Source organism: Novosphingobium sp. 18050, from assembly GCF_902706195.1.
Lineage (GTDB): Bacteria > Pseudomonadota > Alphaproteobacteria > Sphingomonadales > Sphingomonadaceae > Novosphingobium.
The window spans coordinates 34,177-59,420 of sequence record NZ_CACSJO010000023.1 but is presented as its reverse complement, the minus strand read 5'-3'; the positions used below and the strand labels follow the sequence as shown (position 1 = coordinate 59,420).

The 25,244-nt window shown below is 64.1% G+C and carries 21 protein-coding genes; 9 read left to right on the top strand and 12 right to left on the bottom strand.

Annotated features, from left to right (window positions below):
• Window positions 1-71 precede the first annotated feature (71 nt).
• Entirely contained in the window at window positions 72-2,762 is a 2,691-nt protein-coding gene (locus tag GVL61_RS19175; protein WP_200844859.1) for a TonB-dependent receptor, read from the top strand.
• A 54-nt stretch (window positions 2,763-2,816) separates the two neighbouring features.
• A complete protein-coding gene (locus GVL61_RS19170; protein WP_200844860.1) occupies window positions 2,817-4,112 on the top strand; it encodes an aminotransferase class V-fold PLP-dependent enzyme in 1,296 nt (431 codons plus the stop codon).
• A 69-nt stretch (window positions 4,113-4,181) separates the two neighbouring features.
• Here the strand turns inward: GVL61_RS19170 and GVL61_RS19165 are convergent, their stop codons facing one another.
• Both GVL61_RS19165 and GVL61_RS19160 read right to left on the bottom strand, forming a co-directional pair.
• Window positions 4,182-5,579, bottom strand: a complete 1,398-nt coding sequence (locus GVL61_RS19165) for an SRPBCC family protein (protein ID WP_159982257.1) — start codon at window positions 5,577-5,579, stop codon at window positions 4,182-4,184.
• Window positions 5,580-5,608: 29 nt separating this feature from the next.
• Window positions 5,609-7,885, bottom strand: a complete 2,277-nt coding sequence (locus tag GVL61_RS19160; RefSeq protein ID WP_159982256.1) for a TonB-dependent receptor — start codon at window positions 7,883-7,885, stop codon at window positions 5,609-5,611.
• Between the two features lie 234 nt (window positions 7,886-8,119).
• On the opposite strand from GVL61_RS19160, the gene GVL61_RS19155 reads away from it, so the two are divergent.
• Entirely contained in the window at window positions 8,120-8,653 is a 534-nt protein-coding gene (locus GVL61_RS19155; protein ID WP_235037800.1) for a TetR/AcrR family transcriptional regulator, read from the top strand.
• 31 nt (window positions 8,654-8,684) lie between these two features.
• Here the strand turns inward: GVL61_RS19155 and GVL61_RS19150 are convergent, their stop codons facing one another.
• From GVL61_RS19150 to GVL61_RS19135, 4 genes are all read right to left on the bottom strand, one after another.
• Window positions 8,685-10,052, bottom strand: coding sequence for an MFS transporter (locus GVL61_RS19150; RefSeq protein WP_159982255.1), 1,368 nt, complete (start codon window positions 10,050-10,052; stop codon window positions 8,685-8,687).
• Window positions 10,049-11,722 (bottom strand): AMP-binding protein, encoded by a 1,674-nt coding sequence (locus GVL61_RS19145; RefSeq protein ID WP_159982254.1) that lies wholly within the window; start codon window positions 11,720-11,722, stop codon window positions 10,049-10,051. Before GVL61_RS19145 ends, GVL61_RS19150 begins: the two co-directional genes overlap by 4 nt.
• Entirely contained in the window at window positions 11,712-12,557 is an 846-nt protein-coding gene (locus tag GVL61_RS19140) for a ThuA domain-containing protein (RefSeq protein ID WP_235037799.1), read from the bottom strand. The genes GVL61_RS19145 and GVL61_RS19140 overlap by 11 nt, the downstream gene beginning before the upstream one ends.
• Before the next feature lie 184 nt (window positions 12,558-12,741).
• Window positions 12,742-13,206, bottom strand: coding sequence for a VOC family protein (locus GVL61_RS19135; RefSeq protein ID WP_235037798.1), 465 nt, complete (start codon window positions 13,204-13,206; stop codon window positions 12,742-12,744).
• A 104-nt stretch (window positions 13,207-13,310) separates the two neighbouring features.
• Here GVL61_RS19135 and GVL61_RS19130 point away from each other — a divergent pair, with 104 nt between their 5' ends.
• The 6 genes from GVL61_RS19130 (at window position 13,311) to GVL61_RS19105 (ending at window position 18,213) form a co-directional block, all read left to right on the top strand.
• Window positions 13,311-14,081 (top strand): enoyl-CoA hydratase/isomerase family protein, encoded by a 771-nt coding sequence (locus GVL61_RS19130; protein ID WP_159982253.1) that lies wholly within the window; start codon window positions 13,311-13,313, stop codon window positions 14,079-14,081.
• Window positions 14,082-14,252: 171 nt separating this feature from the next.
• Window positions 14,253-15,479 (top strand): aromatic ring-hydroxylating dioxygenase subunit alpha, encoded by a 1,227-nt coding sequence (locus GVL61_RS19125; RefSeq protein WP_159982252.1) that lies wholly within the window; start codon window positions 14,253-14,255, stop codon window positions 15,477-15,479.
• A gap of 29 nt (window positions 15,480-15,508) precedes the next feature.
• Window positions 15,509-16,324, top strand: coding sequence for an SDR family oxidoreductase (locus tag GVL61_RS19120; RefSeq protein WP_159982251.1), 816 nt, complete (start codon window positions 15,509-15,511; stop codon window positions 16,322-16,324).
• Window positions 16,321-16,794 carry a VOC family protein gene (locus GVL61_RS19115; protein WP_159982250.1) on the top strand — a complete coding sequence of 158 codons (474 nt, stop codon included), beginning with the start codon at window positions 16,321-16,323 and terminating at the stop codon, window positions 16,792-16,794. The genes GVL61_RS19120 and GVL61_RS19115 overlap by 4 nt, the downstream gene beginning before the upstream one ends.
• Before the next feature lie 13 nt (window positions 16,795-16,807).
• Window positions 16,808-17,719 (top strand): acyl-CoA thioesterase II, encoded by a 912-nt coding sequence (locus GVL61_RS19110; RefSeq protein ID WP_159982249.1) that lies wholly within the window; start codon window positions 16,808-16,810, stop codon window positions 17,717-17,719.
• A complete protein-coding gene (locus tag GVL61_RS19105) occupies window positions 17,716-18,213 on the top strand; it encodes a MaoC/PaaZ C-terminal domain-containing protein (protein WP_159982248.1) in 498 nt (165 codons plus the stop codon). Before GVL61_RS19110 ends, GVL61_RS19105 begins: the two co-directional genes overlap by 4 nt.
• Before the next feature lie 62 nt (window positions 18,214-18,275).
• Here GVL61_RS19105 and GVL61_RS19100 read toward each other — a convergent pair whose 3' ends face one another.
• The 6 genes from GVL61_RS19100 to GVL61_RS19075 form a co-directional block, all read right to left on the bottom strand.
• Window positions 18,276-19,439 carry an acyl-CoA dehydrogenase family protein gene (locus tag GVL61_RS19100; RefSeq protein WP_159982247.1) on the bottom strand — a complete coding sequence of 388 codons (1,164 nt, stop codon included), beginning with the start codon at window positions 19,437-19,439 and terminating at the stop codon, window positions 18,276-18,278.
• 12 nt (window positions 19,440-19,451) lie between these two features.
• On the bottom strand, window positions 19,452-20,885 hold the full coding sequence (locus GVL61_RS19095; protein WP_159982246.1) for a dihydrolipoamide acetyltransferase family protein: 1,434 nt from the start codon (window positions 20,883-20,885) through the stop codon (window positions 19,452-19,454).
• A 14-nt stretch (window positions 20,886-20,899) separates the two neighbouring features.
• The gene (locus tag GVL61_RS19090) at window positions 20,900-21,910 is read right to left on the bottom strand and encodes an alpha-ketoacid dehydrogenase subunit beta (RefSeq protein ID WP_159982245.1); all 1,011 of its coding nucleotides are present in this window, start codon (window positions 21,908-21,910) and stop codon (window positions 20,900-20,902) included.
• A gap of 10 nt (window positions 21,911-21,920) precedes the next feature.
• A complete protein-coding gene (locus tag GVL61_RS19085) occupies window positions 21,921-22,895 on the bottom strand; it encodes a thiamine pyrophosphate-dependent dehydrogenase E1 component subunit alpha (RefSeq protein ID WP_159982244.1) in 975 nt (324 codons plus the stop codon).
• Window positions 22,896-23,035: 140 nt separating this feature from the next.
• Window positions 23,036-24,418 (bottom strand): SRPBCC family protein, encoded by a 1,383-nt coding sequence (locus tag GVL61_RS19080; protein ID WP_235037797.1) that lies wholly within the window; start codon window positions 24,416-24,418, stop codon window positions 23,036-23,038.
• The gene (locus tag GVL61_RS19075; protein WP_159982243.1) at window positions 24,418-25,179 is read right to left on the bottom strand and encodes an SDR family NAD(P)-dependent oxidoreductase; all 762 of its coding nucleotides are present in this window, start codon (window positions 25,177-25,179) and stop codon (window positions 24,418-24,420) included. Before GVL61_RS19075 ends, GVL61_RS19080 begins: the two co-directional genes overlap by 1 nt.
• Window positions 25,180-25,244: the final 65 nt, after the last annotated feature.

Below are 25,244 nucleotides of genomic sequence, written 5' to 3'. Positions count from 1 at the left end.
GGATCGTCTGGTGGGCAGAGGCGCAAGGATCGGTGCCGCTCACACAGTTTTCCTAAAGGGTCTATCTTCACATGTCCGTTCGGTTTTCCGGTACGCCGCGCTTCGCGGTGTTGCTTGCCACGTCAGCTGCCTGCATCGCGCCTGCCTTTATCGCCCCGGCTGCGATCGCTGCTCCCGCGGCACAAGGCCACAGCTTCGCCATTCCCGCGCAGCCGCTGTCGAGCGCTCTGACGCAGTTTGCCCGCCAGGCTTCGGTGCAGATCTTCTACCCCACGGCCGGCATCACCGCCCTGCGCGCGCCTGCACTGAACGGCCGGATGTCGCGCCAGGAAGCGCTTTCGCGGCTGATCTCGGGCACCGGGCTTTCCATCAAAACGGACAACGGCCGCACCGTCGTCCTGGGCTTCAAGGACGAGCAGGGCGAGAGCGAACCGCGCGGCGCCCGCACCGCCAGGCCGACCGACGAAGCCGGCAACGATATCATCGTCACCGGCACCCGCGCCCAGGCGCAGACCGTCTTCACCGCGCTTTCCCCGGTCGATACGCTTTCCGAGCAGCAGGTGAAATCCACCGTCACCGCGCGCCTCGATGAAAAGTTGACGCAGCTGGTTCCGGCCTTCATCGTCCAGAAGCTGCCTGCCTCGGACGGCCCGGAATTCATCCGTCCCGCCTCGCTCAACAACCTTTCGCCCGACATGACGCTGGTGATGGTGAACGGCAAGCGCTTCCACCGCTCCTCGTTCCTCAACGGAAGTGCGCAGGCGACCGACCTTGCGCAGATCCCCTCGTTCGCCATCGGCCATGTCGAGGTCCTGCGTGACGGCGCCTCGGCGCAGTACGGTTCGGACGCAATTGCGGGCGTCATCAACGTCATCCTCGACACCAAGCCGGGTTTTTCCGCTTATGCGCAAGGTTCGCAGTACTACCGCGGTGATGGCGAACAATTCCAGGTCGGCGGCCGCGCCGGCTTCGCGCTGCCGGGCGGCGGGCATGTCGTCCTGACCGGCGAGTATGCCGATGCCAGCGCCACTTCGCGCAGCCGCCAGCGCGCCGACGCCATCGCTTTCGAAGGCGCGACCGGCATCGAAGTCGCCGACCCGGTGCAGCGTTGGGGCAATCCCAAGCTGAAGACCCTGAAGTTCGCGCTCGACGCCGCCGAGCCCATCGGTGACGACGTCGAGGTCTACGGCTTCGGCACCTTCGGCAAGGGCAAGGGCTCGTCAGACATCAACTGGCGCAACCCATCGACCACCACTTCGGTCTACAACCAAACCGCCGCATTCCCGGGCTTCGACGTCAACGATATCTACCCGGCGGGCTTCGCGCCCAGCGAGGGCGTGCGCTTCACTGACTTCCAGGCGTCCACTGGCATTCGCGGGGGTAAGTCCGGCAACTTCGCGTGGGACCTCAGCGCCTCGCTCGGCCAGAACGCCAGCGCGTTCTATCTGAACAATTCGATCAATGCCTCGCTCGGACCGGACAGCCCGCTGGATTTCTACCTCGGCCGCAACATCCAGCGTGAATTCAACCTCAACGCCGACGGCGTCTACACCCTCGACGTACCCGCCTTCGCCAAGCCGGTGACTATCGCCTTCGGCGCCGAACGCCGGGTCGAGACGTACAAGATCCGTGAGGGCGACGAGGCTTCCTACGCGGTAGGGGCCGGTGCCAATTACGGCCTTGCCGCCGGTTCCAATGGCTTTCCGGGCTTTAGCGATCTGCAGGCCGGTTCGTGGAGCCAGACCAGCTATGCCGGCTACCTCGACGTCACCGTCCCCGTCACCGATGCCTGGAGCATCGAAGGCGCGATCCGCGACGAGCACTATTCGAGCTTCGGCAACAGCTTCAACTACAAGTTCGCCACCCGCTACGAACTGACCCCCGCCCTTGCCGTGCGCGGTTCCTATTCAACCGGGTTCAAGGCGCCCACTCCCGCGCAGCTCAATTCAACCAGCACCTCGCAGGGCCTGGATACGACGACGCTGCTGCTCTACACGACGGGCCGCCTCTCGCCGCTCAACCCCGTCGCCGAATATTTCGGCGCAACGGCTCTGAAACCGGAAACCTCGAAGACGGCGACGGCCGGCTTCGTGTGGCGCACCGGCTTCGGCCTTTCGGGTTCTGTCGATGCTTATCAGATCAAGGTGGATGACCGCTTCAGCACTTCGCCCAACTATGTCCTGACGGACGCAATCAAGGCCAGCCTCATCGCCCAAGGCATCAGCCAGGCGGCGGATTATCGCACGATCACCTTCTTCACCAACGACTACGACACCCGCACCCGCGGCGTCGACTTCGTGGTATCGTACAAGCACCCGGTAGGTCCGGGCACGCTCGATGCGACAGGTTCGTACAGCTATACTCAGACGAAGGTGACCTCTAGCCAGATCGCCCAGAGCGACACCACCCGCACCAAGTACGAACAGGGCCTGCCGGAACACAACGCGGTCGCGACGATCAACTATACGCTTGGCCCGGTCACGCTGATGGCGCGCATGCGCTACTACGGCCCCTGGACGGACTCGAGCGGCAACGCGTCCGGCGACATCTTCCAGCGCTTCGGCTCGATGGCCTTCTTCGATGCGGGCGTAACCTACCAGATGCGCCCCGGCCTGTCGCTTCGGGTCGGCGCCGAAAACGTGTTCAACAAGTATCCCGACGAGGCCACCTTCCAGGCCAGCCGCGGCCTAGTGTACTCGCGCAACGCGCCTTACGATACCAATGGCGGCAATTACTACGTTCGTATCGACGCCTCGTTCTAAAAGCTGCGGCGCTATCGCAGCGCCCAGCGGCCCTCAGCCGAAAGACCCAAGGTCATGACGTCCATCCTCGATCGCCGCGCCTTGATGGCGGGCGCCATGACAGCCGGGATCGCCGGCACCCTCCTGCCGGCTTCCGCCCGCGCCGTAGCCCCCCTGGCGCGGGCGGATATCCGACCCGACGACAGCGCGTATTGGGCCAGCATCGCTGCACAATTCGACGTCACCCATGACGTTGCCCAGCTTGAAAACGGCAACTGGGGTTCGATGGCCCGGCCGGTCGAGCAGGCCTACCAGCGCCATCTGCACAAGGTGAACTCAGCCAATTCCTTCTACGCGCGGCGCGGCTTGTGGGGAGACCTCATGCCCGTGCGCGCCCGGGCCGCCGCCCTGCTGGGCGTGGCGCCGGAAGAGATCGCCTTCACCCGCGGCGCGACCGAGGCCCTGCAGACGCTGATTGCAGGCTACAACCGCCTGCGACCCGGCGATCAGGTGCTGTACAGCGATCTCGATTACGACAGCACGCAGGCCGCCTTTCGCTGGCTGAAGCAGCGGCGCGGGGCCGACCTCGTCACCATCGCGGTGCCGGAACCCGCCACGCATCAGTCTCTGATCGACACTTACGCCGCCGCACTGGATGCCCATCCCAAGGTGCGGCTGATCCTGCTCACCCATGTCGGCCATCGCACCGGGCTGGTCATGCCGGTGAAGGAGATCATTGCCCTCGCCCGTTCGCGCGGCGTCGACGTGATACTCGATTCGGCCCACGCCTGGGGCCAGCTTGATTTCAAACTGGACGAAATTGGCTCCGACTTCACCGGCCTTACCTGCCAGAAGTGGATCGGCGCGCCGATGGGCGTGGGCTTGGTCCATATCCGCAGAGGCCGCCTCGATGCCATCGATCCGAACATGAGCGAAGTCGGCAATCCCGACCACGGCGCTGCCAGCCGCGTCCATACCGGTACCCCCGGCTATGCCGGCTACCTCGCGCTGGACGACGCGCTGGCATTTCACGAGACGATCGGCACTCCCGCCAAGGAGGCGCGCCTGCGCCATCTGCGCGACCGCTGGGCAGAGCCGCTGCGCGGCCACCCCGGACTGGAAATCCTCACCCCCTCGGATCCCCGGCTGACTTGCGCGCTCACCTCGTTCCGACTGCGCGGCCGCACATCTGTCAAAGACAACATGGCCCTTGCCGCAATGCTGCTCGACAAGTTCGGCATCTTCACCGTGCACCGCGAAGGAATAGCCAGCGGCGCCTGCGTGCGCGTAACGCCCGCCATCTTCACGCCGGAAACGGACATTGATCGTCTTGTCGCCGCGCTGAATATTCTGGCAAGCGAGGTCAGATAGCAGGCCTTGACCCGATCGCCGTGATGTCCGACGTTCGTGGTTCAAGCGGGCCTCCAAATTCAAACCGCGTCAACCTCGTTTCAGTGCCGGCATGGCAAGAAAACTGTCGAGCGTCCGGTGCATGTGCCGGATGCGCACTTCCTGATAATTGGCGAGAGTCTGTCCCGACTTGTGCGCCGCAAGGAAGCCCTCCTGCTGGGCCTGCATGTTGCCGGTATCCTGATCAAATACAATCCCCAGCGCCTCGTCCATGCCGGGAACGGTGGTGTAGGAATCGTTGACACCGAGGTGATGCCGCTCGGCCGGTGGCGGGCGTTCGCCGGAGCGGGGAAGCGGAGGCAGGATCAGCAGATCGAACAGCGATCTGTTCGGATCGCGGCCCAGCGGGCGGAAACGGTAGATGATCGGGAACGACACCGCGAGGAAGAAGAAGCCGTTGGGGAACGCGAAATATTGAAGGGTGTCGATGATCTCCGTGGTGCTGCGGTTTTCGGCGTCGAAACCGGTACTCTCCGCCAGCACGTCCTTGAAATAGCGGGCCATGACCTGCCGCGCGCTGCCGCCATCGGGCACCTTGAGCCGATCGCCCAACGATGCACGGTCACCCAGAACCATGGAATCGAGGATCAGCTGCTCGTCGCTCTCGCCCAGGTAGTTCGGACTGGTAATCCCGGTCAGCGCGAAGAGGCGGCTGACGTAATCGCCGTAGATATCGTACTGAGTGTTGATGTCGCCATTGGCGACAAGGAGTTGCGGGTGCGTACCGACAAGGTGGTAGCTCTCCATGAAAGCTTCCATCGCCACCTTCCAGTTACAGGGCAGTTCCTTTTCGGCGTGAAGCGCAACGTAGCGGTCTTCCAAACCGGCCGCGTCGGCGTGCTCTGGCAAGGGAGCAAGCCATTCCTCCAGCGAAGGGGCATCAGGGTCCATGTTGATGAACACGAACCCGCCCCAGGTGCCAGTGCGCGCTTCGGGTAGAGCGAACTTCGTCTTGTCGACATGGGGGAAGTCCCAGCTGCAGGGCAAGTCCTTTAGGCTGCCGTCCAGGTTCCATTTCCATGCATGGAAGGGACAGGTGAAGTCCTGCGCCCAGCCTTCCGCGCCACTTGGCTTCAGCTTGGTGCCGCGGTGCAGGCAGGCATTGTAGAACGCCCTGATGCTGCCGTCCTCGGCGCGGGTGATGATGAACGAATAGCCGACGACTTCGTAGACATAGAAGTCCCCGGCTTCCGGAATGTGCTCCTCGCGGCAGGCCCATTGCCAGGCGCGCGGCCACATACGCTTGACCTCGGCCTGGAAGAAGTCAGGGTCGGTGAAACGCGTGAAGGGAATGTCGGCGTCGCCCAGAAATCGGCTGGACTGGCTGCGATAGGCTTCGGGCTGACACTCGACGTCGCCGTCGGCCATCAGCACGTCCTGCACGCTGAGGCCCGGGCAACGAGGGGCTTCGGGGGCGAACTCGGTCATGGCAGTGTCCTTTCCTGGGCAGGTGGGCGTCACCATTCGAACCTTGCGGTTACGCCGTATTCGCGCGGCGAGGCGTAATTGACGAGGCCGATCGTACCTGGGGCATCGAACACGCTGGCGAGGTAGCGCTTGTCGAGCAGGTTGTTCGCATAGGCACCGATCGTCAGGCCGCTGCCGGCCGGCGACCAGTCGAGGCTTGCGTTGACAAGATGCGTGGGCTGGATGTGGGACCGCGCGGTATCGTTGATCGCATTGAGAAATTTGGCGGCTGTGTAGCTGTAGCCCGCATTTGCATGCGCTTGGCCGCCCGCCACGTTGAAGGCATAATTGATGCCTGCCGTCGCGGTCCACTTAGGCGCGTTCTGGAGGCGATAGCCTGACAGATCCTCGATCTGTCCGGTGCCGCCGTTGAGGAAGTCGAACGTCTTGTAAGTGGCGTCGAGGTAGGCGACCGAACCGGTCAGCGTCAGGCCATTGGCGGGCAGTGCGGTCAGTTCCAGCTCGAAGCCCTTGATCGTCGCCTTGGCCGCGTTCTGGATCGTGGTGCTGTTGACGTCGTTGCCCAACGCATCCTTGGTGAAGTAGGTTTGCGCGATCTGGATGTCGCGGTAGTTGGTGTAGAATACCGCAAGGTTCGTCCGCAGCCGCCGGTCGAGGAAATCGGCCTTGAAGCCCGCCTCGAAGGTGTCGACGTGTTCCGGCCCGTAAGGCCCGACGTCTTGCGGCAGCGAAATACGACCAACGAACCCGCCCGACTTGAACCCGCGCGCCCAGTAACCGTAAAGCAGTGTGCTGTCGGCCAGCTGGTAGTCCAGCCCAACCTTCCAGCCGAGATTATTCCAGGACTTCGAACGGTCTGCCGTAAAGCCACCCAGCGCCACGTTTCCGGTCCCGTCGAAGTCGGTCATACCGGACAGGCTGATCGAATTCTGCGTGTCCGCGATCATGTGCGTACGCTCATAGGTATAGCGTATGCCCGCCTGCAGGCGCAGCTTGTCGGTCAGGTCGGCATAGGCCTGCGCGAAGGCCGAAAGCGAGTGGTTGTCCTGATCCTGCATGTTGATCTGGAGCAGGCCGGGCGCCGCGAACTGGATGCGGAAGTTCTGCGAGTGGTCGTAGTGCGTCTTCAGGTAGAAACCGCCTACGAGGACGCGGATCGCATCGGTTACCTGAATGTTCGATCGCAGTTCCTGGCTGAGCTGCCAGCCGGTGGTCTTACGGCGCGTATCGTCGAGGAACAGCGGCGTGCCGTCCTGATCCGTAAATTCGCGCAGCTTAAAGTGCCGATAGCCGGTGATGGCGGTCAGGTCGCCAAGCGGTGTGTCGGACAGGTTGAGCGTCAGGGAAGTGCTGAAAGTATCCATGTCGGACTTGTCAGGCACGGAATCGTTGGCGGAATAGTACTTGTCGGGAGCCTTGCACGGCTGTCCGGCAACGGCGCAAGGCTGCTGGTACATCCCTGCCACGCCCGGGGCCACGTACGTCGCCTCACCCGGGAGCGTGCCGCTGACCACAACCGGCGCGCCGTTGCGGGCCCGCACGTATTCCGCAGCAAGCACTGCGTCGAGGTTGCCGCTCTTCGCACGCAGCTTGCCGCGCACGCCGGTGATGTTGCGCTTGCCCATGTCCGAACCGTCGACCACGTTGGTCACGAATCCCTCCCGCTGGGTGTGCAGCACTGAGATGCGCGCCGCGAGGCTGTCCTCGTTCAGCGGGATATTCACGGTCGCTTTCGCATCGAAGCGGTTATAGTTGCCGTAGGCACCCTCAACCCGGCCCGAGAATTTGCCCATTTCCGGTTGGCCGTTGATGACGTTGACAACGCCGCCCGTGGTGTTGGCCCCGAACAACGTGCCTTGCGGGCCGCGCAGGATCTCGATCCGGTCGACATCGTAAATGTCGAGCAGCGCGCCCATCGAGAAGAACTGCGGCACCCCGTCGACCACGATCGACACGGTGTTGCCCGCATAAGGATCGGGTTCGACCACGCCAATGCCACGGATCGTGTAGACGGCGGTGTTGGGCGTATTGGAGAAGTTGTTGATCTGAATGTTCGGCACTGAGCCCTGCAGCGCCTGGAGGCTGGTCGCCTGAAGGTTTTCCAGCGTGGCGCTGCCAACGGCGGTCACCGAGATCGGCACGCTCTGCAGGTTCTCCGCGCGCTTCTGCGCAGTGACGACGATTTCCTGTAGTCCCTGCTGCTCGTCCGCCACCGGGGCCTGTTGAGCATGAACTGCGGTAATGCACGCAAGCTGCGCCAGTGCCGATCCGGCAAGAGCGAGCGCCTTCAAAGATGCTTTCTGCATCCTGTCCTCCCATTTTCCCCGATTCTTCGGGCTCTGGTTATTTTGCAACAGTCGTTTGAAAAACGATCCAGTACAACCTATCACTTTTGATATTCGGTCTGCGGCGACGTCCGAGGGCATAGTTGCCGGGAGGTTGTAAGGTCGCCTATCATCTGATTTCCCTGGAAAACCGACGTGCGAGACCTTTCACCGACAATGCCAAAAATCGTCGACCATGAAGCGAGGCGCGCAGCCGTGGCAGAAATTGCTGCGCAACTGATCGCGCGCGAAGGCATCGAAGGCACCAAGGTCCGCGAGATTGCGCGGCTGGCCAACTGCAGCACCTCGATCGTTTCGCACTACTTCCACAGCAAGCACGAGTTGCTGCTCTCCGCCTACCGCATGCGTATGGAACGCACGACCGCGCTTGTGGCGGCGCAGACGCGAGAGGGCGCGAGCCTGATCGATTGCCTTGCCGCAGTGCTGCCGCTCGATGCGCAGCGCAACGAGAGCTGGCGCATCTGGCTTGCCTTCTGGGGCCTTGCCACGGCGGACCCGGAACTGCTGCGCGAGCAGCGCCAGCGCAGCCGCGAGGCGGTGGACCTGTTCCACCGTGCCATCGTCGATTCAGGTGGAATGCCAGACGGTACGCAGGCGCGGCTTGTGGCGCAGTCGCTCCTCAGCAGCGTTTCGGGTATCGCCACCCAGGCGATTTATGACCCCGAGAACTGGCCTGCGGACCGGCAGGTCGAAATCCTGACGTTCCAGATCGCCCGGCTGGTCCCCTGATCGAGCCCGATCGCCTTGGCCGGACAGGACATCAACCCGCGGCATCATCCAGAATGCGCCTGTATCCCCGCAGCGCACGAGACAGGAAGAACGCCGAGATCGCCGCCGCCGCCGCGCATGTCAGTGAAAGCGACAGCCCCACGCTGCGCTCGTCGGCGAAGACATGGTCGGTCAGCAGCGCCACGATCGTCGGCGCGGCGCCGAGACCCATGACACTGGCCACGAAGACGTAGATCGAAGCTGAAATCCCGCGCATCCGGTTGGGCGTCGCCAGTTGCAGCGCCGAGGACGCCAGCGCCATCGGCAGGCTGTAAGCAAAGCTCGCCAAAGTCGCGACGATCATCGCGAAACCATAGGACTGCGCGAGAGCCAGTGCGATCGAGACGGGGATCAGCAGCAGCGCTGCCGCCATCGGCACCCGCATCAACGCATCCACCCGCCCGCGCCGCTCCAGCCAGCTTGCGATCACCGGCCCGCACAGCACGCCCAGCGAGCCGGTAACCAGCACCGCCACGCCGTACTGTACGCCTACAGTGGCCGCACTCGCGTCGAAACGGCGCATCAGCATAGCCGGCATCCACGCCGGGAACGCGTAAAGCACGATCACGAGCGAAGCCATGCCTGCATAGAAGTTACCGTAGAAATCACGCCGGTCGACGAAGACCTGCCATACCTGGGCTATGGCCATGCGTTCCGGCTTCGTCTCCGTCAGCGCCAGCTTGCGCGAAGGCTCACGGATACGCAGCATCATCAGAGCGATCACGAAACCCGGCAGGCCCGCCACCAGGAATACCACCTGCCACGGCTTCAGCGCGCCGAGGTAGGGCACAGCGCTCAGATTCCAGCCCTGCGCCGCCTCCAGCAGCAGGCCTCCGAAAATCAGCGCCAGACCGCCCCCGATATAGGGGCCCATCAGAAAGATGCTGAAGGCGCGCGGGATAAGCCGGGTCGGAAAGCTGTCGACGATGATCGACCATGCCGCCGGGGTCAGACAAGCCTCCGCCCCGCCCACGCCCATCCGCGCAATGAACAATTGCCAATAGCTGCGCGCAAGGCCGCACAGACTGGTTCCAAGGCTCCACAGGCCGATACCGCCGAGCAGGATCACCTTGCGATTGCCGGTGTCCGCCATGCGCCCGAAGATCGGGCTGAAAAGGATATAGGCGAAAGTGAATGCCAGCCCCTGCAACAAACTGAGCCGCGTGTCCGATAGCCCGAAGTCCGCTTTTAGCGGCCCGATCAGCAGGTTCAGCACCTGCCGGTCGACGAAGCTGACAGTATAGGCCAGGGTCAGGACGAAGATCAGATACCAGGCCCCGGCGCTCGGCGCGTCATCCTGTTCGGGGATCGGCGCGGTCTGTGCGGCGTGCGGTAGCTCGGCCACTGCCACGCCGCTCATGCGCTTTTGGCCATGGCGGCGACGTCGATCTTGCCGTCGGGCCGGAAGCTCTCGCGCAGTTCGAACTTCTGAACCTTGGTGGCGCTCATCGGCCATTGCTCGACGAAACGGACGTAACGCGGGATCTTGTAGCTGGCGATCCGGCCGATGCAGTGACGGACGAGTTCCACCTCCTCGACCATGCTTCCGGGATTGACCTCGATGTAGGCGGCGGCGACTTCCATCAGCCGCTCGTCCGGCACGCCGATGACCTGGGCCATCTTCACCGCCGGGTGCGTCATCAGGAAGCTTTCCAGTTCGACCGCCGCGACGTTCTCGCCGCCGATCTTGAGCATGTCCTTCACACGGCCGTCATAGATGAGGCGCCCGCCGGGACCGATGCGGCCTCGGTCGCCGGTGCGCAGCCAGCCCTCGGGTGTGATGGCGGCGGCGGTCGCTTCGGGATCGTCGTAATAGCCCGCGAAAAGCGCATAACCGCGCAGGCAGATTTCGCCCGCTACGCCGTTGGGTACGGGGTTGCCATCAAGATCGACGACGCGGCCTTCCATGCCGTCGAACAGGCGGCCATTGGTTTCGAACAGCAGGTCCTGCGGATCGTCCAGATCACTGTAGCAGGGCACGCCAGTGGCTTCGGTCAACCCGTAGCTGTTCACCGCAACCGCGCCGGGGAACAGCGCAGCATAACGGCGCAGCAGGTCAGGCGGCCCGACCACGTGATTGATGCGCAGGTGCGACTGGTCGTAAGCTACGAAATCGGGATGGGTAACCAATGCGCCGATGATCGTCGGGAAACCGGCGTAATGGACCGTCGGCTGCTCGGCGATCAACAGCTTCATCGCGCTATCCGCATCGAAATGTCCCATGCCCATGAAACATGCCCCCGTCGCCCGGCAGCCCGCGAGTGGCAGGATCGTCGACATGTGGAACAGCGGCAGCGGGTCCCACACCTTGTCCTGCGGCGTGAAACGGAACCGCTCCGCCATTGCCGCGCCGGTCCGGCACAGCGACAGGTGGGTGAGCATGCAGGCTTTGGGGCGCGACGTGGTCCCCGAAGAGAAGATCATCAGCCCTATGTCCTCTGCCCGGACCATCGCCGCGCGTTCCAGCACGTCAGCCCGTGTCACCCCCGCTGCGGCGGATTCGAGCACGCTTTCGCCAGGCCATATGCCGGGGCGTTCGTCGCCGATCTCGATCACATGCTCAAGATTAGGCGCGGCGCCCAGCGACAGGCTGCCCTGCGCCGAGGCGAGTAGTTCGGGGAAAACACCGGTCAGCATCGGGCGATAATCGCAGTGCCGCCACGCATGGCCGCCCACAAACAGGAAGCGCAGCCTTGCCTTTGGGATCACGTAGGCAAGATCGTCCGGCCGGTAGCGGGCATTGAGCAACACCGCCTGCGCGCCGACCAAGTTGATAGCGTAATAAAGGACGATGTAGTCCCAGCAGTTGGGCATCAACACGCCGACATGGTCCCCGGATCGTACACCCAGCCCGATCAGCGCGCGGGCCCGCTCCAGTGCTTCTTCGAAAAGCTGTGCATGGGTGGCGCGGCGACCGTCGTAGATCAATGCTTCGCTGGTCCCATGGACATGCGCGGCAGCGGCAAGCGTGCCGCCAAGGGTCTGCGGATCGAGCGCCATTTCCGCGCCCAGGATAGCATCATGGTCCATCAGTAGTGCATCCTTCATCCGCGTATGCGCCCTGCTTGGCCGCCCAAACCCGTGCTTCGGGTGAGGCGACCCAGCGCAAGGCATTGCCCAGCAGCAGGCGGTAGTTTTCGTTTTCATATGTGGCCGCAGAGTCCCCCGGCTGGAGGTAGACGAGCGGGCTGGATAATGCCGCCTTTGCCCAGCCGAGCACCGTGTCGGCAGGCGGGGGCGTCCACGCCGCCTGCGCCTCGGCGGGCGCGCCGCGCACAGCGTGCATGGCCGAAAGGAAGCGCGCCTGATCGACCGGCGTATCGCGCAGGATCAACGGCACCGCTCGCGGATCGGAAAAACGTTCGCAGGCGTAAAGCTCGTCGGTGAGGCAGAAGCGTTCGGGGAGCGCAGCCAGCACCGGATGATCCACCGCGCCGGTGCGCACGGCATAGCGCACATCGGGTAAGTAGCCGGAATCGCCGCACTGCAAGGCCGGCTTGTAAAGGAACCGCCCCCCCAGCGCCTCGCCATAAGCGGGCCAGGCCGGCCAACCTGCAATCGAATGGTGCAAGGCGACCACGCCCTTGCCTTCGCGCAGCAGCGCCAGGAAACCCTCCCGAAAAGCCGCTTCGGGCTCGACGAAGCCGGGCCGCTCCTCAACATCTGCGCGAAAATCCATGCCCGGCATATCGTAGAGCAGCACCGCATCGAAGCGCGCCATCCCCTGCGGGTTCAGCAGCATGGCGGCGGCGGGTTGGTCCACCATCGTGGGTTCGACGCCGATCGCCCGCAACATGCCCTCAAAGGCATCGCGGCAGAAGGCATGGCCCTTGGTGGCCACGAAGACTTCCAATTTGCGGGGCAAGCCGCTCTCCCGTCTATCCGCGGCGCGGCCCGCTTGCGCGGAACGGTGCCACTATATCAGTATATCTTACTTGTGGATGTGTTCAGCGAAAGCTGCATTGCCGGGATAGCCTTTTCCGCCGCCCCGAATCTCCTGTGAAGCCAAGGTTATATAAATAAGCATCACTCATCAAGCAGTGAGATTATCATTCGACCGAGCCGATCCATTCCTCGATCATCGGCCGGATCGGCTCACCCACCAGTTCCAGCACCGGGCCATCGCCGCGCGCCATGTAGGCCATCTGACCGTAGCGATGCTTGGGCGACGCCCCGGCGGCGATCACGCGCCATCCCTGCGCCAGCAGGGCCTCCGCCTCGGCGCCAACGTCTTGGACCCAGGCACCGACATGGGCGGGCGAAACCGCCAGCAACGCCTCATAAGCGCCGCCGGGCGCGATTTCGATAAGCTCGAAATGAATTGGGCCCTGACGAGAATAGGTCACAGTGAGATGTGCTTCGGACCATCCTGCATCAGGCAACCAAACTCGAAGTGGATCAAACCGGCGAACCGGCGCCCAGTCGATATTCAGTTCCCGACCAATACCTTCCATCGACTGACGGATATTAGGAACGATCAACCCGTGGTGGTGAAGATTTGCAAACTCTTTCAATTCATCCTCTTGTCGTCTTATCTGTTTTTTCAGAACAATCCTGCGATTCGCTATCTGCTTCGGACAGTCATGCAACGATCGCGGCAACTCGGGAGAACATCGCGATGACCGGCCTTCTCGTGGAGCGCCGCGGCGCCGTCTGCCTGCTGACGATCAACCGCATGCCTGCACGCAACGCCCTCGATGCAGCGACGTCGCATGCGCTCGACGCGGCGATCACGGCGGCAGAAGCGGACCCGGAAATCGGCGCGATGATCGTGACCGGAGCGGGTGACAAAGCTTTCTGTTCCGGCATGGACCTCAAGGAAGCCGAGCGGATCGGCGCGGGTTACGGCCTGATCCCCGGACGCGGCTTCGGTGGCATCACCGAGCGCACGCGCACCAAACCACTGATCGCCGCGATCAACGGCACCGCAGTAGCGGGTGGATTCGAAATCATGCTGGCCTGCGACATGGTCTTCGCCGCCGATCACGCGTTGATGGGCCTGAGCGAGGTCAAGCGAGGGCTGTTCGCATTTGCCGGCGGCATCCAGCGGCTGGCGGCGCATGTCCCGCGGGCCACCGCACTGGCCATGATCATGACCGGCGACCTCATCCCGGCGCGCCGGCTTTACGAACTTGGCGTGGTGACTGAAGTGCTGCCGGGCAAACAATTGCTCGAACGCGCGCTGGCGGTGACGCATGCGATGCTGGGCAACAGTTGGCAGGCGATCCGCAACGGGCGCGAGCTTTACGAACTGTCTTGCGGCATGGAAATCGGCCAGGCGCTGGGGGTTGGCAATGCCTGGGGCAAGGCGACGCTGGGCAGCGCTGACAGCCGAGAAGGAATCGCCGCCTTCGCGCAAAAGCGCGATGCCGGGTTCGGGCAAGACTGAAGCACCCGCAGGCAAGAGGCGGAAAATTACAATCACTGTTGACTGTTTTATCGCGCAGGGCTTAGGATCGCAAGCATCACTTCGATAGAATCAAACATTCTTGTATGTTTTTTGATTCTGCCGCGAGATGGCCCGGCGCGATACCGTACGGGCCCTAGGGAGAGAAGACCGATGCTCGATCTGGTTGCGGATCAAAAACCCGAGAACGATTTCGCGCGCATGGACTATGAGCGCGACCGCAAGGGGCCGCCCGAAGGCTTTCCCAAGTTCCCCGACATCCCCGGCAGCCGCTACACCGACAAGGAATTCCTGGCGCTGGAAAAGGAGATGATGTGGGACAAGGCCTGGCTCTATGCCGGCCATGTCGACCAAATTCCCCGCCCCGGCACATGGTTCCTCACTCGCAACCCGGGCGCGCCGATCATCGTCACGCGCACGCTGAAGGGCGAGGTGAAGGCTTTTTTCAACACCTGCCAGCACCGCGGCGCCCCGCTGGTGGCCGCAGATTCAGGCGAAGGGCGCGGCTTCGTCTGCGGCTATCACGGCTGGAGCTACACGCTGGAAGGCAAACTGACCGCCGTGCGCGACAAGCGTGACTTCGTGGACCTCGACTTCTCGTGCCGCTCGCTCAAGGAAGTGCGATGCGAACTGCTGGGCTCGCTGATCTTCGTCAACCAGGACTCGGACGCGCAGCCGCTCATGGAACACATCGGGCCGATGGCTGCCCAGCTCGAACAGTACGATCTGGACAACCTGCGCCTCGTCGACAGCCGCAGCTACGAGGTGGACTGCAACGTCAAGATCCTCCTCGACGCGTTTCTTGAGGTCTACCACATCAAGTCGATCCATGTGGACACGGTGGACCGCTTCCTTGATCACCGCTCGATGATCGTCACGCTCTGGCCCAACGGCCACAGCCGCATGGCGACGCCCAACCGCCGCCCCGACTGGGTCGATCCGGGTACGGTGGGGATGCCGGTGATCCCCTCAATCACCGAATTTCCGGCGAAAAACAACGTCAGCTACCAAATCTATCCGAACTTCGTGATGCCGCCTGCCCCCAGCGGTGTGCCGCTTCTCCAGTTCTGGCCGCTGGGGCCAAAGCGCACTCGCGTCGTCTCGACCTGGATCGCACCCGATCATGATGCCGAGAATCCACACCCCCTTTGGGAGACGCGCCTCAGTAACTGGGAGCGCATTCTTTACGAGGACCTGCAATACGCGCCGCAAATCCAGGAATCGCTGGAAAGCCCCGGCTTCAAAGGGATGCCGCTGAATTATCAGGAACGGCGCATCTACCACTGGCACGAGGAACTGGACCGCCGCATCGGCCTCAACATCGTGCCCGAAAAGGCCCGCGTCGAGCAGGTGCTGGGCGACTGGGTTCAGCGGGACTGAGCACGGGAATAATAGGGGAGAATGCAATAATGGCCGACCTCGCAGGAAAGGTCGCCGTCGTTGTCGGCGCGGCCAACCGGGACAACATGGCGCAAGTTATCGCCCGCCGTCTGGCCGCAGACGGCGCGACGGTGATCGTCGCCGGGCGCAAGGCGGAGGAACTGGAACGTCTCGCGGCCGAACTGGGCGGGCTGGCCGTCACCGGCTGCGACCTCACCAGCGAGGCGGACCTGGCGAGGCTGGGCGAGACGGTGCACGGCGCTTACGGCGGCGTGGACATCGCCGTCAACGCCACCGGCTGGGGGCTGCTGAAGCCCTTCCTCGAAACCACCAAGGCCGAGATCGAGCAGATGACGGCGCTGCAGTTCACTGGCGCGATCCTGTTCTATCAGGCGATGCTGAGGGTGATGCGCGATGGCGGTTCGCTGATCCAGATTTCGTCCGCCACCGCCTCGATCATGCTGGAGGACCACGCCGCCTACATGGGCACCAAGGCCGGCGCCGACCATGTGATCCGCTGCGTCGCCAACGAATTCGGCCACCGCGGCATCCGCGCCAATTCGGTCGCGCCGGGCTTCACCGTTACTCCGATGACCGAGAAGGCATCGAAGAACACCGCGATCATGGACACCTTCGCCAAGGAATATCCGCTGGGCCGGGTGGGCACCAGCGACGACATCGCCGAGGCCGTATCCTGGGTAGCCAGTGACGCCTGTTTCATGAGCGGCCAAGTGCTGCAGGTCAACGGCGGGCTGACCTTGCGCCGCAACCCCACCAATGCCGAGATCGTCGGCGCAGTGAAAGCCTCGCGTCAGGCGGCGCCATCTGCGGAGGTCCGCGCATGATCCGGGGCGTTCATCACGTGGCGATCTCAACGCCCGACCTCGACCGTTTCGTCGATCACTACCAGCGCTGGTTCGGCTTCGAAAGCGCAGGCAAGGAAGGCGGGTGGGAGGTCGGCAACGAGCGGATAGACACGATGGTCGGCCTAACCGGCAGCGCCGCGCGCTATGCGATGATCCGGCTGGGCAACCTGCATATCGAAGTGTTCGAATATGCAAGCAACGCCCCCCAGACCGTCCGCCCGCGCATGTGCGACCGCGGCATCACCCACCTATGCCTCTACTGCGACGACGTTTTCGCCGAATACGAACGCCTGAGCGCGCTCGGCATGGAGTTCAACTGCCCGCCCGGCGGCTCCGCCGCGACTCGCGCGACGTATGGCCGCGATTGCGACGGCAACATGGTGGAGTTGCTGCAGATCGTCGATCCCGACAGCGCTTTTGCGTTCGAGAAGCAGTGCGCGGCCTGCTAGGCCGATGCGATGGATGCACGCCTTGCCTGAATCGAACCCCTACCCCGATGACCCTGAGGTCGAGCGCCGTCTCGGCTACGAATTCGAGGAGATCGCCCCGGATCATTTCCGCGTTCAGCCGGTGCCAAGCGGACTGCTGCGCCTCTACGGCGGGATGGCGGCCTCGCAGTGCCTGGCCGCCGCGCGCCTGACGGTGCCGGCGGAAAAGGTCGCGCACAGCCTCCACGCCTATTTCCTCCAGCCCGGCCTTACCGACCGGCCGGTAGATTTCGCAGTCAGCCGCGAAACCGACGGTCGCACTTTCGCGAACCGCATGGTGCGCATGACGCAGGACGGCACGCCGATCCTCAACATGATGACCTCGTTCAAGACGCCCGAGCCATCCGGCCGACACAGCTTCCTGATGCCGGACGCCCCCCCGCCCGAGAGCCTGACCAGCCTTGCCGACCTCGTCGCCGCCTATGGCGACCGCCTGCCCGAGCGGCACCGCCCGTTCTGGCGCCGCCGCCAGCAGATCGACTGGCGGCCGGTGAGCTTCTTCCCCTTCGACGAGCGCGATATCCGCCCGCCGACGCGCAACTTCTGGTTCCGCGCCGTCGGCACCGTCGACGGACCGATGGACGTACACCAGCGGCTGCTGACTTATGCCTCGGACCTGCACATCTTCCACACCGCTCTGGGTCCGCTGGGGATCGGATGGGCGAACGACTTCCTGCAATCGAGCAGCCTCGACCACGCGGTATGGTTCCATGACGAATTTCGCGTGGACGAATGGCTGCTCTACGCAATGGACAGCCCGGCGGCGAGCGATGCCATGGCGCTGGGGCGCGGGAAAGTGTTCCGCCGCGACGGCACGCTGGTCGCCACCGTCAGCCAGCAGGGGCTGGCGCGGATGTTAAAGGAAAAGCGGGAAGGCAAGCTGTGAGCGAAGCCTTCGTCCCGCGTGCGCCGTATCGGACTTTCGAAGACCTGGAAATCGGGGAATTCCGCTGCTCATCCCCGCGCACGGTGTCTCAGGAAGAGATGCTGGAATTCGCGCGGCGGTACGATCCGCAGTGGTTCCACACCGATCCCGAAAGCGCCGCGCAGTCGGTCTTCGGCGAAGTGGTGGCGAGCGGCATCCACGTCCTCGCGCTGTGGCGGCAGATGGACCACGAGATCAACTGGGACATTGACTGGGTCTGCGGCGTGGGCTGGGATGAACTGCGCCTCAAGCGCGCGATCCGCGCCGGCGACGCGATCCATGTGACGAGCGAGATCGTCAGCCTCGAACCCTCGAAAAGCCGCACCGATCGCGGTACGGCGATGACGCGCTACGCCGTGGTGCTGGCGGACGGGACCGAGGCACTTACGTTCACCAGCATCAACCTGGTCTACACGCGCGGCGCGAGGGAGCGGATGGCCGGCACCGCGCGCTGAAAGCACGGATGCCGGGCCACCCCCTCATGGCTCGCTAAAGCGCCGCCCCCCTCATTCATTTGTCACCGCCGCTGGTCGAACCGCCGCCCCAGCATGGCGCCGGCGATGTTGACCTTCTGGATGTCGATCGCACCGCCGGCGATACCCCAGCCCCAGCTATCGCGCAGACGGCGTTCCATCGGAAACTCTTTGGAATAGCCATAGGCGCCCATCAGCTGCATCGCGTCACCGGTCACCTCGCGGGCGATGGTATTGGCAAAGCACTTGCCCGTAGAGCTGTGCAGCACCGAAGGCAGGCCGTCCTCGGCCAGCGAGGCGGCGCGCCAGATCAGCAGGCGGGCGGCTTCCACCTTCATCTGCATCTCGGCCAGCTTGATCTGCACCGCCTGAAATTCGGCGATCGCCTTGCCGAACTGCTTGCGCTCCTGAACATAGGCGCTGACATCCTCCAGCGCGCCGGAGGCCTGCGCCAGCGACATCGTCGCATTGCCGCAGCGTTCGAGGTCGAACGCCTCCATCAGCTTCTTGAAACCGCCGCCGGCATGGACGATCACATTGTCGAGCGGCACCTCGCAGTCATCGAAATTGATGTCAGAGGACGGGATACCACGGAACCCCATTAGCTGTTCATTCGGCCCGAACGAGATGCCCGGCGCGTCCTTTTCCACCAGCACCGCGCCGATACCCTTGGCGCCCGGCTCATCCGAAAGGCGGCAATAGACCACATAGGCATCGGAATGCCCGCCGCCCGAGCACCACCGCTTGGTGCCGTTGATGACCAGCTTGTCGCCCTTGACCACCCCTTTGGTCTTGAGGTCGGTCAGCGCGCTGCCCGCATCCGGTTCGGACATCGACACCGCGATCACCATGTCCCCCGCGCAGACCGCCGGAACGACACGCTTCCTGAGCGTATCCGAGGCGAAATACTCGATCGCGCGCACCGGGCCGACCGAACTTTCGAAGATCGGAAAACCCACCGCCGAGGAAATCTTGCCGAATTCCTCCAGCACGATCAGCGCCTCGATATTGCCCATGCCGAGGCCGCCCAGCTCGCTCGACACGTTGATGCCCAGGAAGCCCATCTCGGCGTAGCGCTTCAGCAGCGCGCGGCTAGGCGGCTTGTTGTCGCGCTCCAGTTCGGCGGCGATGGCGGGAAGTTCGGCGCGGGCGAACGTGCGTGAGGCTTCCTGCAGCTGCAGTTGGTCTTCGGTCAGCTTGAAGTTCATCGCGTGGGTCTTTCAGAGCAGATGGGGTTGTTCGATGAGGTTGGCGAGCGCGGCCATGAAGCGGCCGCCGTCAGCCCCGTCGATCGCGCGGTGGTCGCACGAAAGCGAAAGGTGGAGCACCGGCACGATGCGGATCGCGCCGTCGTCGTCGATGGGCTCGGGCCGCGCGGTGCCGACCGCCAGGATCGCGCCCTGCGGCGGGTTGATGATGGCGTCGAACTGCTCGACCCCGAACCCGCCGAGGTTGGAGAGCGAGAAGCTGCCGCCGGAGAACTCCTCCGGCTTCAGCTTGCCGCTGCGGGCGCGCTGGGCCAGCGCCTTCATCGCCGCGCCGATCTGGGCCACCGAAAGGTCGTCCGCGCCAAACACGATGGGGGTGACGAGGCCCTTCTCGGTCGCCACCGCCACGGCCACGTCGGCGGAGGCGAAGCGGTGGATGTCGTTGCCGTGGACCTGGATGTTGACGGCGGGCACTTCCATCAGCGCGAGGGCGCAGGCCTTGACGATGAAGTCGTTGACGCTGGGCTTGTCGGGCCCAAGCGAGGCCCGCAGCGCCAGCAGCCGGTCCGCGCGCACGCGGCGGCGGACGTAGAAGTGCGGGATCTGCTGCTTGGATTCGGTGAGCCGCCGCGCAATCGTGCGGCGCATCGAACTCATCGGCGCGATATCGACATTGCCGGCGACAGGCGGCGCGGCGACCGGGGCCGGTGCAGGTGCAGGTGCAGGTGCCGGCGCAGCAGCGACCGGAGCCGGTTGCGGCGCGGCCTGGCTGACCACCGCCAGAACGTCATCGCGGCGCACTTTGCCCCGGTGACCGCTGCCCTTGACCTTGGCCAGATCCAGCCCGTTGAGCGCCGCGATACGGCGCGCGACCGGGGTGGAAAGCACGGGGCTATCCGCCGTCATCGCAAAGACGCCCGCAAGCGCAGGCTGGCTTTCGGGACGCCCGGCCTGATGCACATCCTGCGCGAAGATGCGCCCTCCCCTGCCCGTGCCGGTTACCGTCGCAAGATCAACGCCCAGACGCTGCGCCTCGGCCAGTGCGACCGGGCTGATGGCGATGCCTTCGGGAACGGGCGGCGCGACAGGCGCAGCCGCCGGAGCAGATGCAGGCGCTTCGTCCTCACCCTCAGGGCCGAAGCCCGCTTCTGAGGGACGGAACGCCGCGATCACCGCGTCGATCTCCGCCGCGCTCGCCTCGCCGCCTTCGCTCAGCACGGCCAGCAGCGCGCCGACCGGATAGGTCTGCCCGGCCTCGGCCATGATGCGCACGAAGCGGCCCGCTTTTTCGGCCTCGACCTCGTTGGTGATCTTGTCGGTTTCGATGAGCGTCAGCACGGTGCCGCGTTCGAACGGGGCGTTTTCGGCCACCATCCAGTCGGCAATCGTGCCTTCGGCCATCTCGATACCCCACTTGGGCATCGTGAAAGGCGTGAGTTTCGCCATCGTCTGCCCCTCCCTCAACGGAAGGCGAGGACGCGGCGGACCGCTTCCTCGACCTTCTGCGGCGAGGGCACCCAGGCGCGCTCGAGATTGCGGGCGAAGGGGATCGGGCTATGCGGCGCGGTCACCATCTGCGGCGGCGCCTTCAGGCTGGTGAAAGCTCGTTGGGCAACCATCGCGCAGATATCGGCCGCAAGGCTGCAACGCGGCGGGGTTTCATCGACCACCACCAGACGGCCGGTCTGCTCGACGGATTCGAGGATCGCGTCCTCGTCCAGCGGGCTAGTGGTGCGCAGGTCGAGCAGGTCCATGCCGATGCCGTCCGCCGCCAGCTTGTCCGCCGCTTTTTCGGAGAAATTGACCATGCGCCCGCAGGCGATCACGGTGACGTCGCCGCCCTCGCGCACCACGCGCGCCTCGCCGAAACGCTGGCGATATTCGCCCTCGGGCACTTCACCTTTCACACCGTAGAGCGTCTTGTGTTCGAAATACATGACCGGATCGTCGCCGCGCAGGGCTTCGGTGAGCAGACCCTTGGCGTCGGCGGGGGTGGTCGGCAGCACCACCTTGAGACCGGGCATGGCGGTAAGCATGGCATAGACCGACTGGCTATGCTGCGCCGCCGTCGACATGCCCGCGCCGTAGACCAGCCGCACCACGGCGGGGCACCTGGTCTTGCCGCCGAACATGTAGCGGAACTTGGCCATCTGGTTCCAGATCTGGTCGAGGCTGACGCCCACGAAGTCTGCGAACATCAGTTCCGCCACCGGCCTCTTGCCCGCCAGCGCCGCGCCTGCCGCCGCGCCGATAATCGCGCTTTCGGAAATCGGCGTGTCGATCACGCGCTCGGGCCCGAATTTCTCCCACAGGCCGGGACTGGTGCCCCAGATGCCGCCGATCGCTTCGGGGCCGCCGGCAGTGCCGTTGCCGCCGACCACGTCTTCACCCAGCAGGATGATGTCGGAATCGCGTTCCATTTCCGCGTGCAGCGTCGAGACGATCGCCTCGCGGATGTTCATGATGGCCATGTCCGGTCCCTCAGTAATATTCGACGTAGACGTCGTCGGCGACGGTGGCGGGATCGGGCAGTTCGTCGGCGCGGGCTTCGACCACGGCCTCCTCGATCTGCGCGATCACTTCGGCGTCGACCTTGTCGAGATCGTCATCGGTCAGCAGCGCCGCACCGACCACCTTGGCGCGGAACGCCTTGAGGCAATCGCGTTCGGCGCGGATACGGTCGATCTCGCCCTTGCCGCGATAGCGCTGGGGGTCGCCCTCGAAGTGGCCGTAATAGCGCTCGGTATCGAGCTCGATGGCCGCCGGGCCGTTGCCCGCGCGGACATATTCGAGAAGTTCCGAAAAAGCCGTGTAGGTTTCGAAGAAGTCGCAGCCATTGGCGCGCCAGGCCTTCATGCCGAAACCTTCGGCACGGCTGGCAATATCCTTGCTGGTGCCCACGGCATAGGCATCGCCGGTGTGTTCGGAATAGTGGTTGTTCTCGAAGACGAAGATCGCCGGGGCCTTGATGACCACGGCGAGGTTCATCGCCTCGAACGTGGTGCCTTGGTTACAAGCGCCGTCGCCCGAAAAGGCGATGCCGACACGGCCCTTTCCGTCGATACGCGCAGCGATCGCCGCGCCCACCGCCTGCGGCGCGCCGCCCCCGACGATGCCGTTGGCGCCCAGCATCCCCACGTCGAGATCGGCGATGTGCATCGAGCCGCCCCGGCCCTTGCACAGCCCTCCGGCGCGGCCGAAGATCTCCTTCATCATACCCTTCACGTCGCAGCCCTTGGCGATGCAGTGGCCGTGGCCGCGGTGGGTGGAGACGATCATGTCCTCCACCGTAAGCTGGTCGCAGATACCCACCGCGACCGCTTCCTGGCCCGCGTAGAGGTGGGTGAAGCCGGCAATCTCGCCGGTTTTGATCTCTTCGTGCAGGCGTTCCTCGAACTCGCGGATGACTTTCATCCGGCGATAGGCGCCTAGCAGTTCGTCGCGGTTAAATTGCACGGTAGCTCTCCCGTCCGTGTTCTTTTGCCAATTGTCCCAAACCACTCCGCTCATCCTGAGCCTGTCGAAGGATTGGGGCCTCGCGCCTCGCTGCAGGGGCTTCGACAAGCTCAGCCTGAGCGGGGAGAGAGGTTGTGCTTCTATAGATCGCCGGGCCCCTTTTCGCCGGGGCCGTAGATGTAGTCGTCCATCACCTTGTGGAAGTGGCGGATGCGCAGTTCTTGATCGCCGATCCACAGGCCGGGGAAGTAATCGGACTTCATGCCCGTCTGCACAGTAGGCAGGTTGAAGGCATCCTGATCAAGAACCTGGCCGATCGTCTTGTCGCCGTGCCTGAAGTGCTGGTGGCGCACCCGTTCGGGCCATTCCTCGCCTTCGGGGATCAGGCCGAACATCCAGATGTCGTAGAGCATTTTGTTCGGGTCGTTCGGATGAGGACGCTGGCGGAACAGCATCACGTCATCGGCGTGGACGTTGACCGACACGTTCGGGAAGATCGTGTAGTGGTAATCGTCGGTAAGCTGCTCGTCGTTCAGCTCGGAATAGTCCTTGCCCTGCGATGCGCCGTGTTCGCGCTTGAACAGCTGCACGTCGCGGCGAATATCGGAGACGCGGCCTTCGTATTCGGCCGGGTCCATGCCGGCGTGGACCATGATCTCGTGGATCGCGGGCGGGATCTGGCTCGGCATGGCAACGCGCGGAGATATCGCCGCGAAGGGGATCAGGTAGCGGCTGTGCTTGCCGTAGCAGTCGATCTGGACGTTGACGTCATCCAGATACCACTTGAGCTGGGGGTGGATGCCCTGCACGTGATAAGTCTCGTTGAAGGCGTCTACCGAGGTCTTCCAGTTGCAGTCCCACTCCACCGTGATGTCACGCATCCAGGCCATCCGCTCGGGGTGGTAGGGTTCCAGGTGGCGCTTGAGGGGATCGATGAAATCCTCGAACGGTTCGATGTTCTGGTCGAGCGAGAACCACACGAAGCTGTTCCACTCGGTGCAGGGCAGCGCGGTCAGCGCCATGTCCGTCGGCCCGCCCTGGAGGAAGGTGCAAAGGTCCGGGATATGATCCAGCTTGCCGTCGAGGCCGTAAGTCCAGTGGTGGTACATGCACTGGAACTTCTCGGCATTGCCGCGCCCTTCGGGCCGCAGGCGGTTGCCGCGGTGGAGGCAGACGTTCGGGAAGGCGCGGATCGAGCCATCGGCCTGGCGCACCAGCAGCACCGATTCCTTGCCGATATCGGTGCAGATGTAGTCGCCTGGCTCGGGCATGTCGTCGCTGCGGCCGCCCAGCAGCCAGACCTTGGTCCAGACCCGCTCCCACTCCAGGTTCATGTAATCGGGCGAGTAATAGCGCGCCGCCGGGATCATCTCGGTGCCGAGCTGGGGGTCCGGCGCCTTTTCGGTGGGGGTGCCGTTGCCGACCGTCTCGGGATCGACGCGGTACGGATGGACGACGCGGCGCACATCCATCGCGCCTGCGTCCCAGCCCATGACATGCCCCGGGATACCTTGGCCCGTCATCAGAAGTGCGTCCGATTGGTGAAGCCCCCGTCCACGACGAGGTGCGAACCGTTGCACCAGCTCGCGGCGTCGCTGGCGAGGAAGGCGATGGCCTTGGCCACTTCCTCAGGCCGACCGAGACGGCCCGACGGCTGCTGGCGCAGCTGGGACGCGTAAAACTTCTCCATCGTGCCTTTGATCATGTCCCAGTTGCCGCCCTCGAACTCTATCGGGCCGGGCGAGACGACATTCACGCGGATGCCGTTCTTGCCGTGCCAAAGCGCCAACTGCTTGCCCCAGGTGATGAGGCTGGCCTTCATCGCGTTGTAGGGCTGCGGGCCGCCCATCGCCTCAGCCGTGGAGGTGGAACCAAGCAGCACGATCGAGCCGCGCTGCTGTTCGGTCATCTTCTCGATCACGCCCTCGACAGCACGGACGACACCCATCACATCGGTTTCAAAGGCGTTGTACCAGTACTTTTCGCTGCCCATGCCGCCTCCAGCCGAAGTGAAGGGCACTAGGATGTCGACGCCGTCCAGCTCCTCGACCGCCCAGTCGATCCACTCCTTGTAGGCCTCGGGCTGCTTGGCGTTGACCGGCTTGCCGACCACCTTGGTGCCGTATTTGGAAAGCTCCGCCACTGCGTCCTTGACGCTGTCTTCGCTGCGCGCGGTGAGCGCGATGTCGCAGCCCTCACGCGCCAGGACTTCGGCCACGGAATAGCCGATGCCGCGCGCCGCGCCGACGAGGATCGCCTTCTTGCCCGCCAGTCCCAGATCCATCTTGCCTCTTCCTTGTCCTGCCCGGACGCTGCCGAATTCGTTCGGGCGGCCGCTCTAATCTCTCG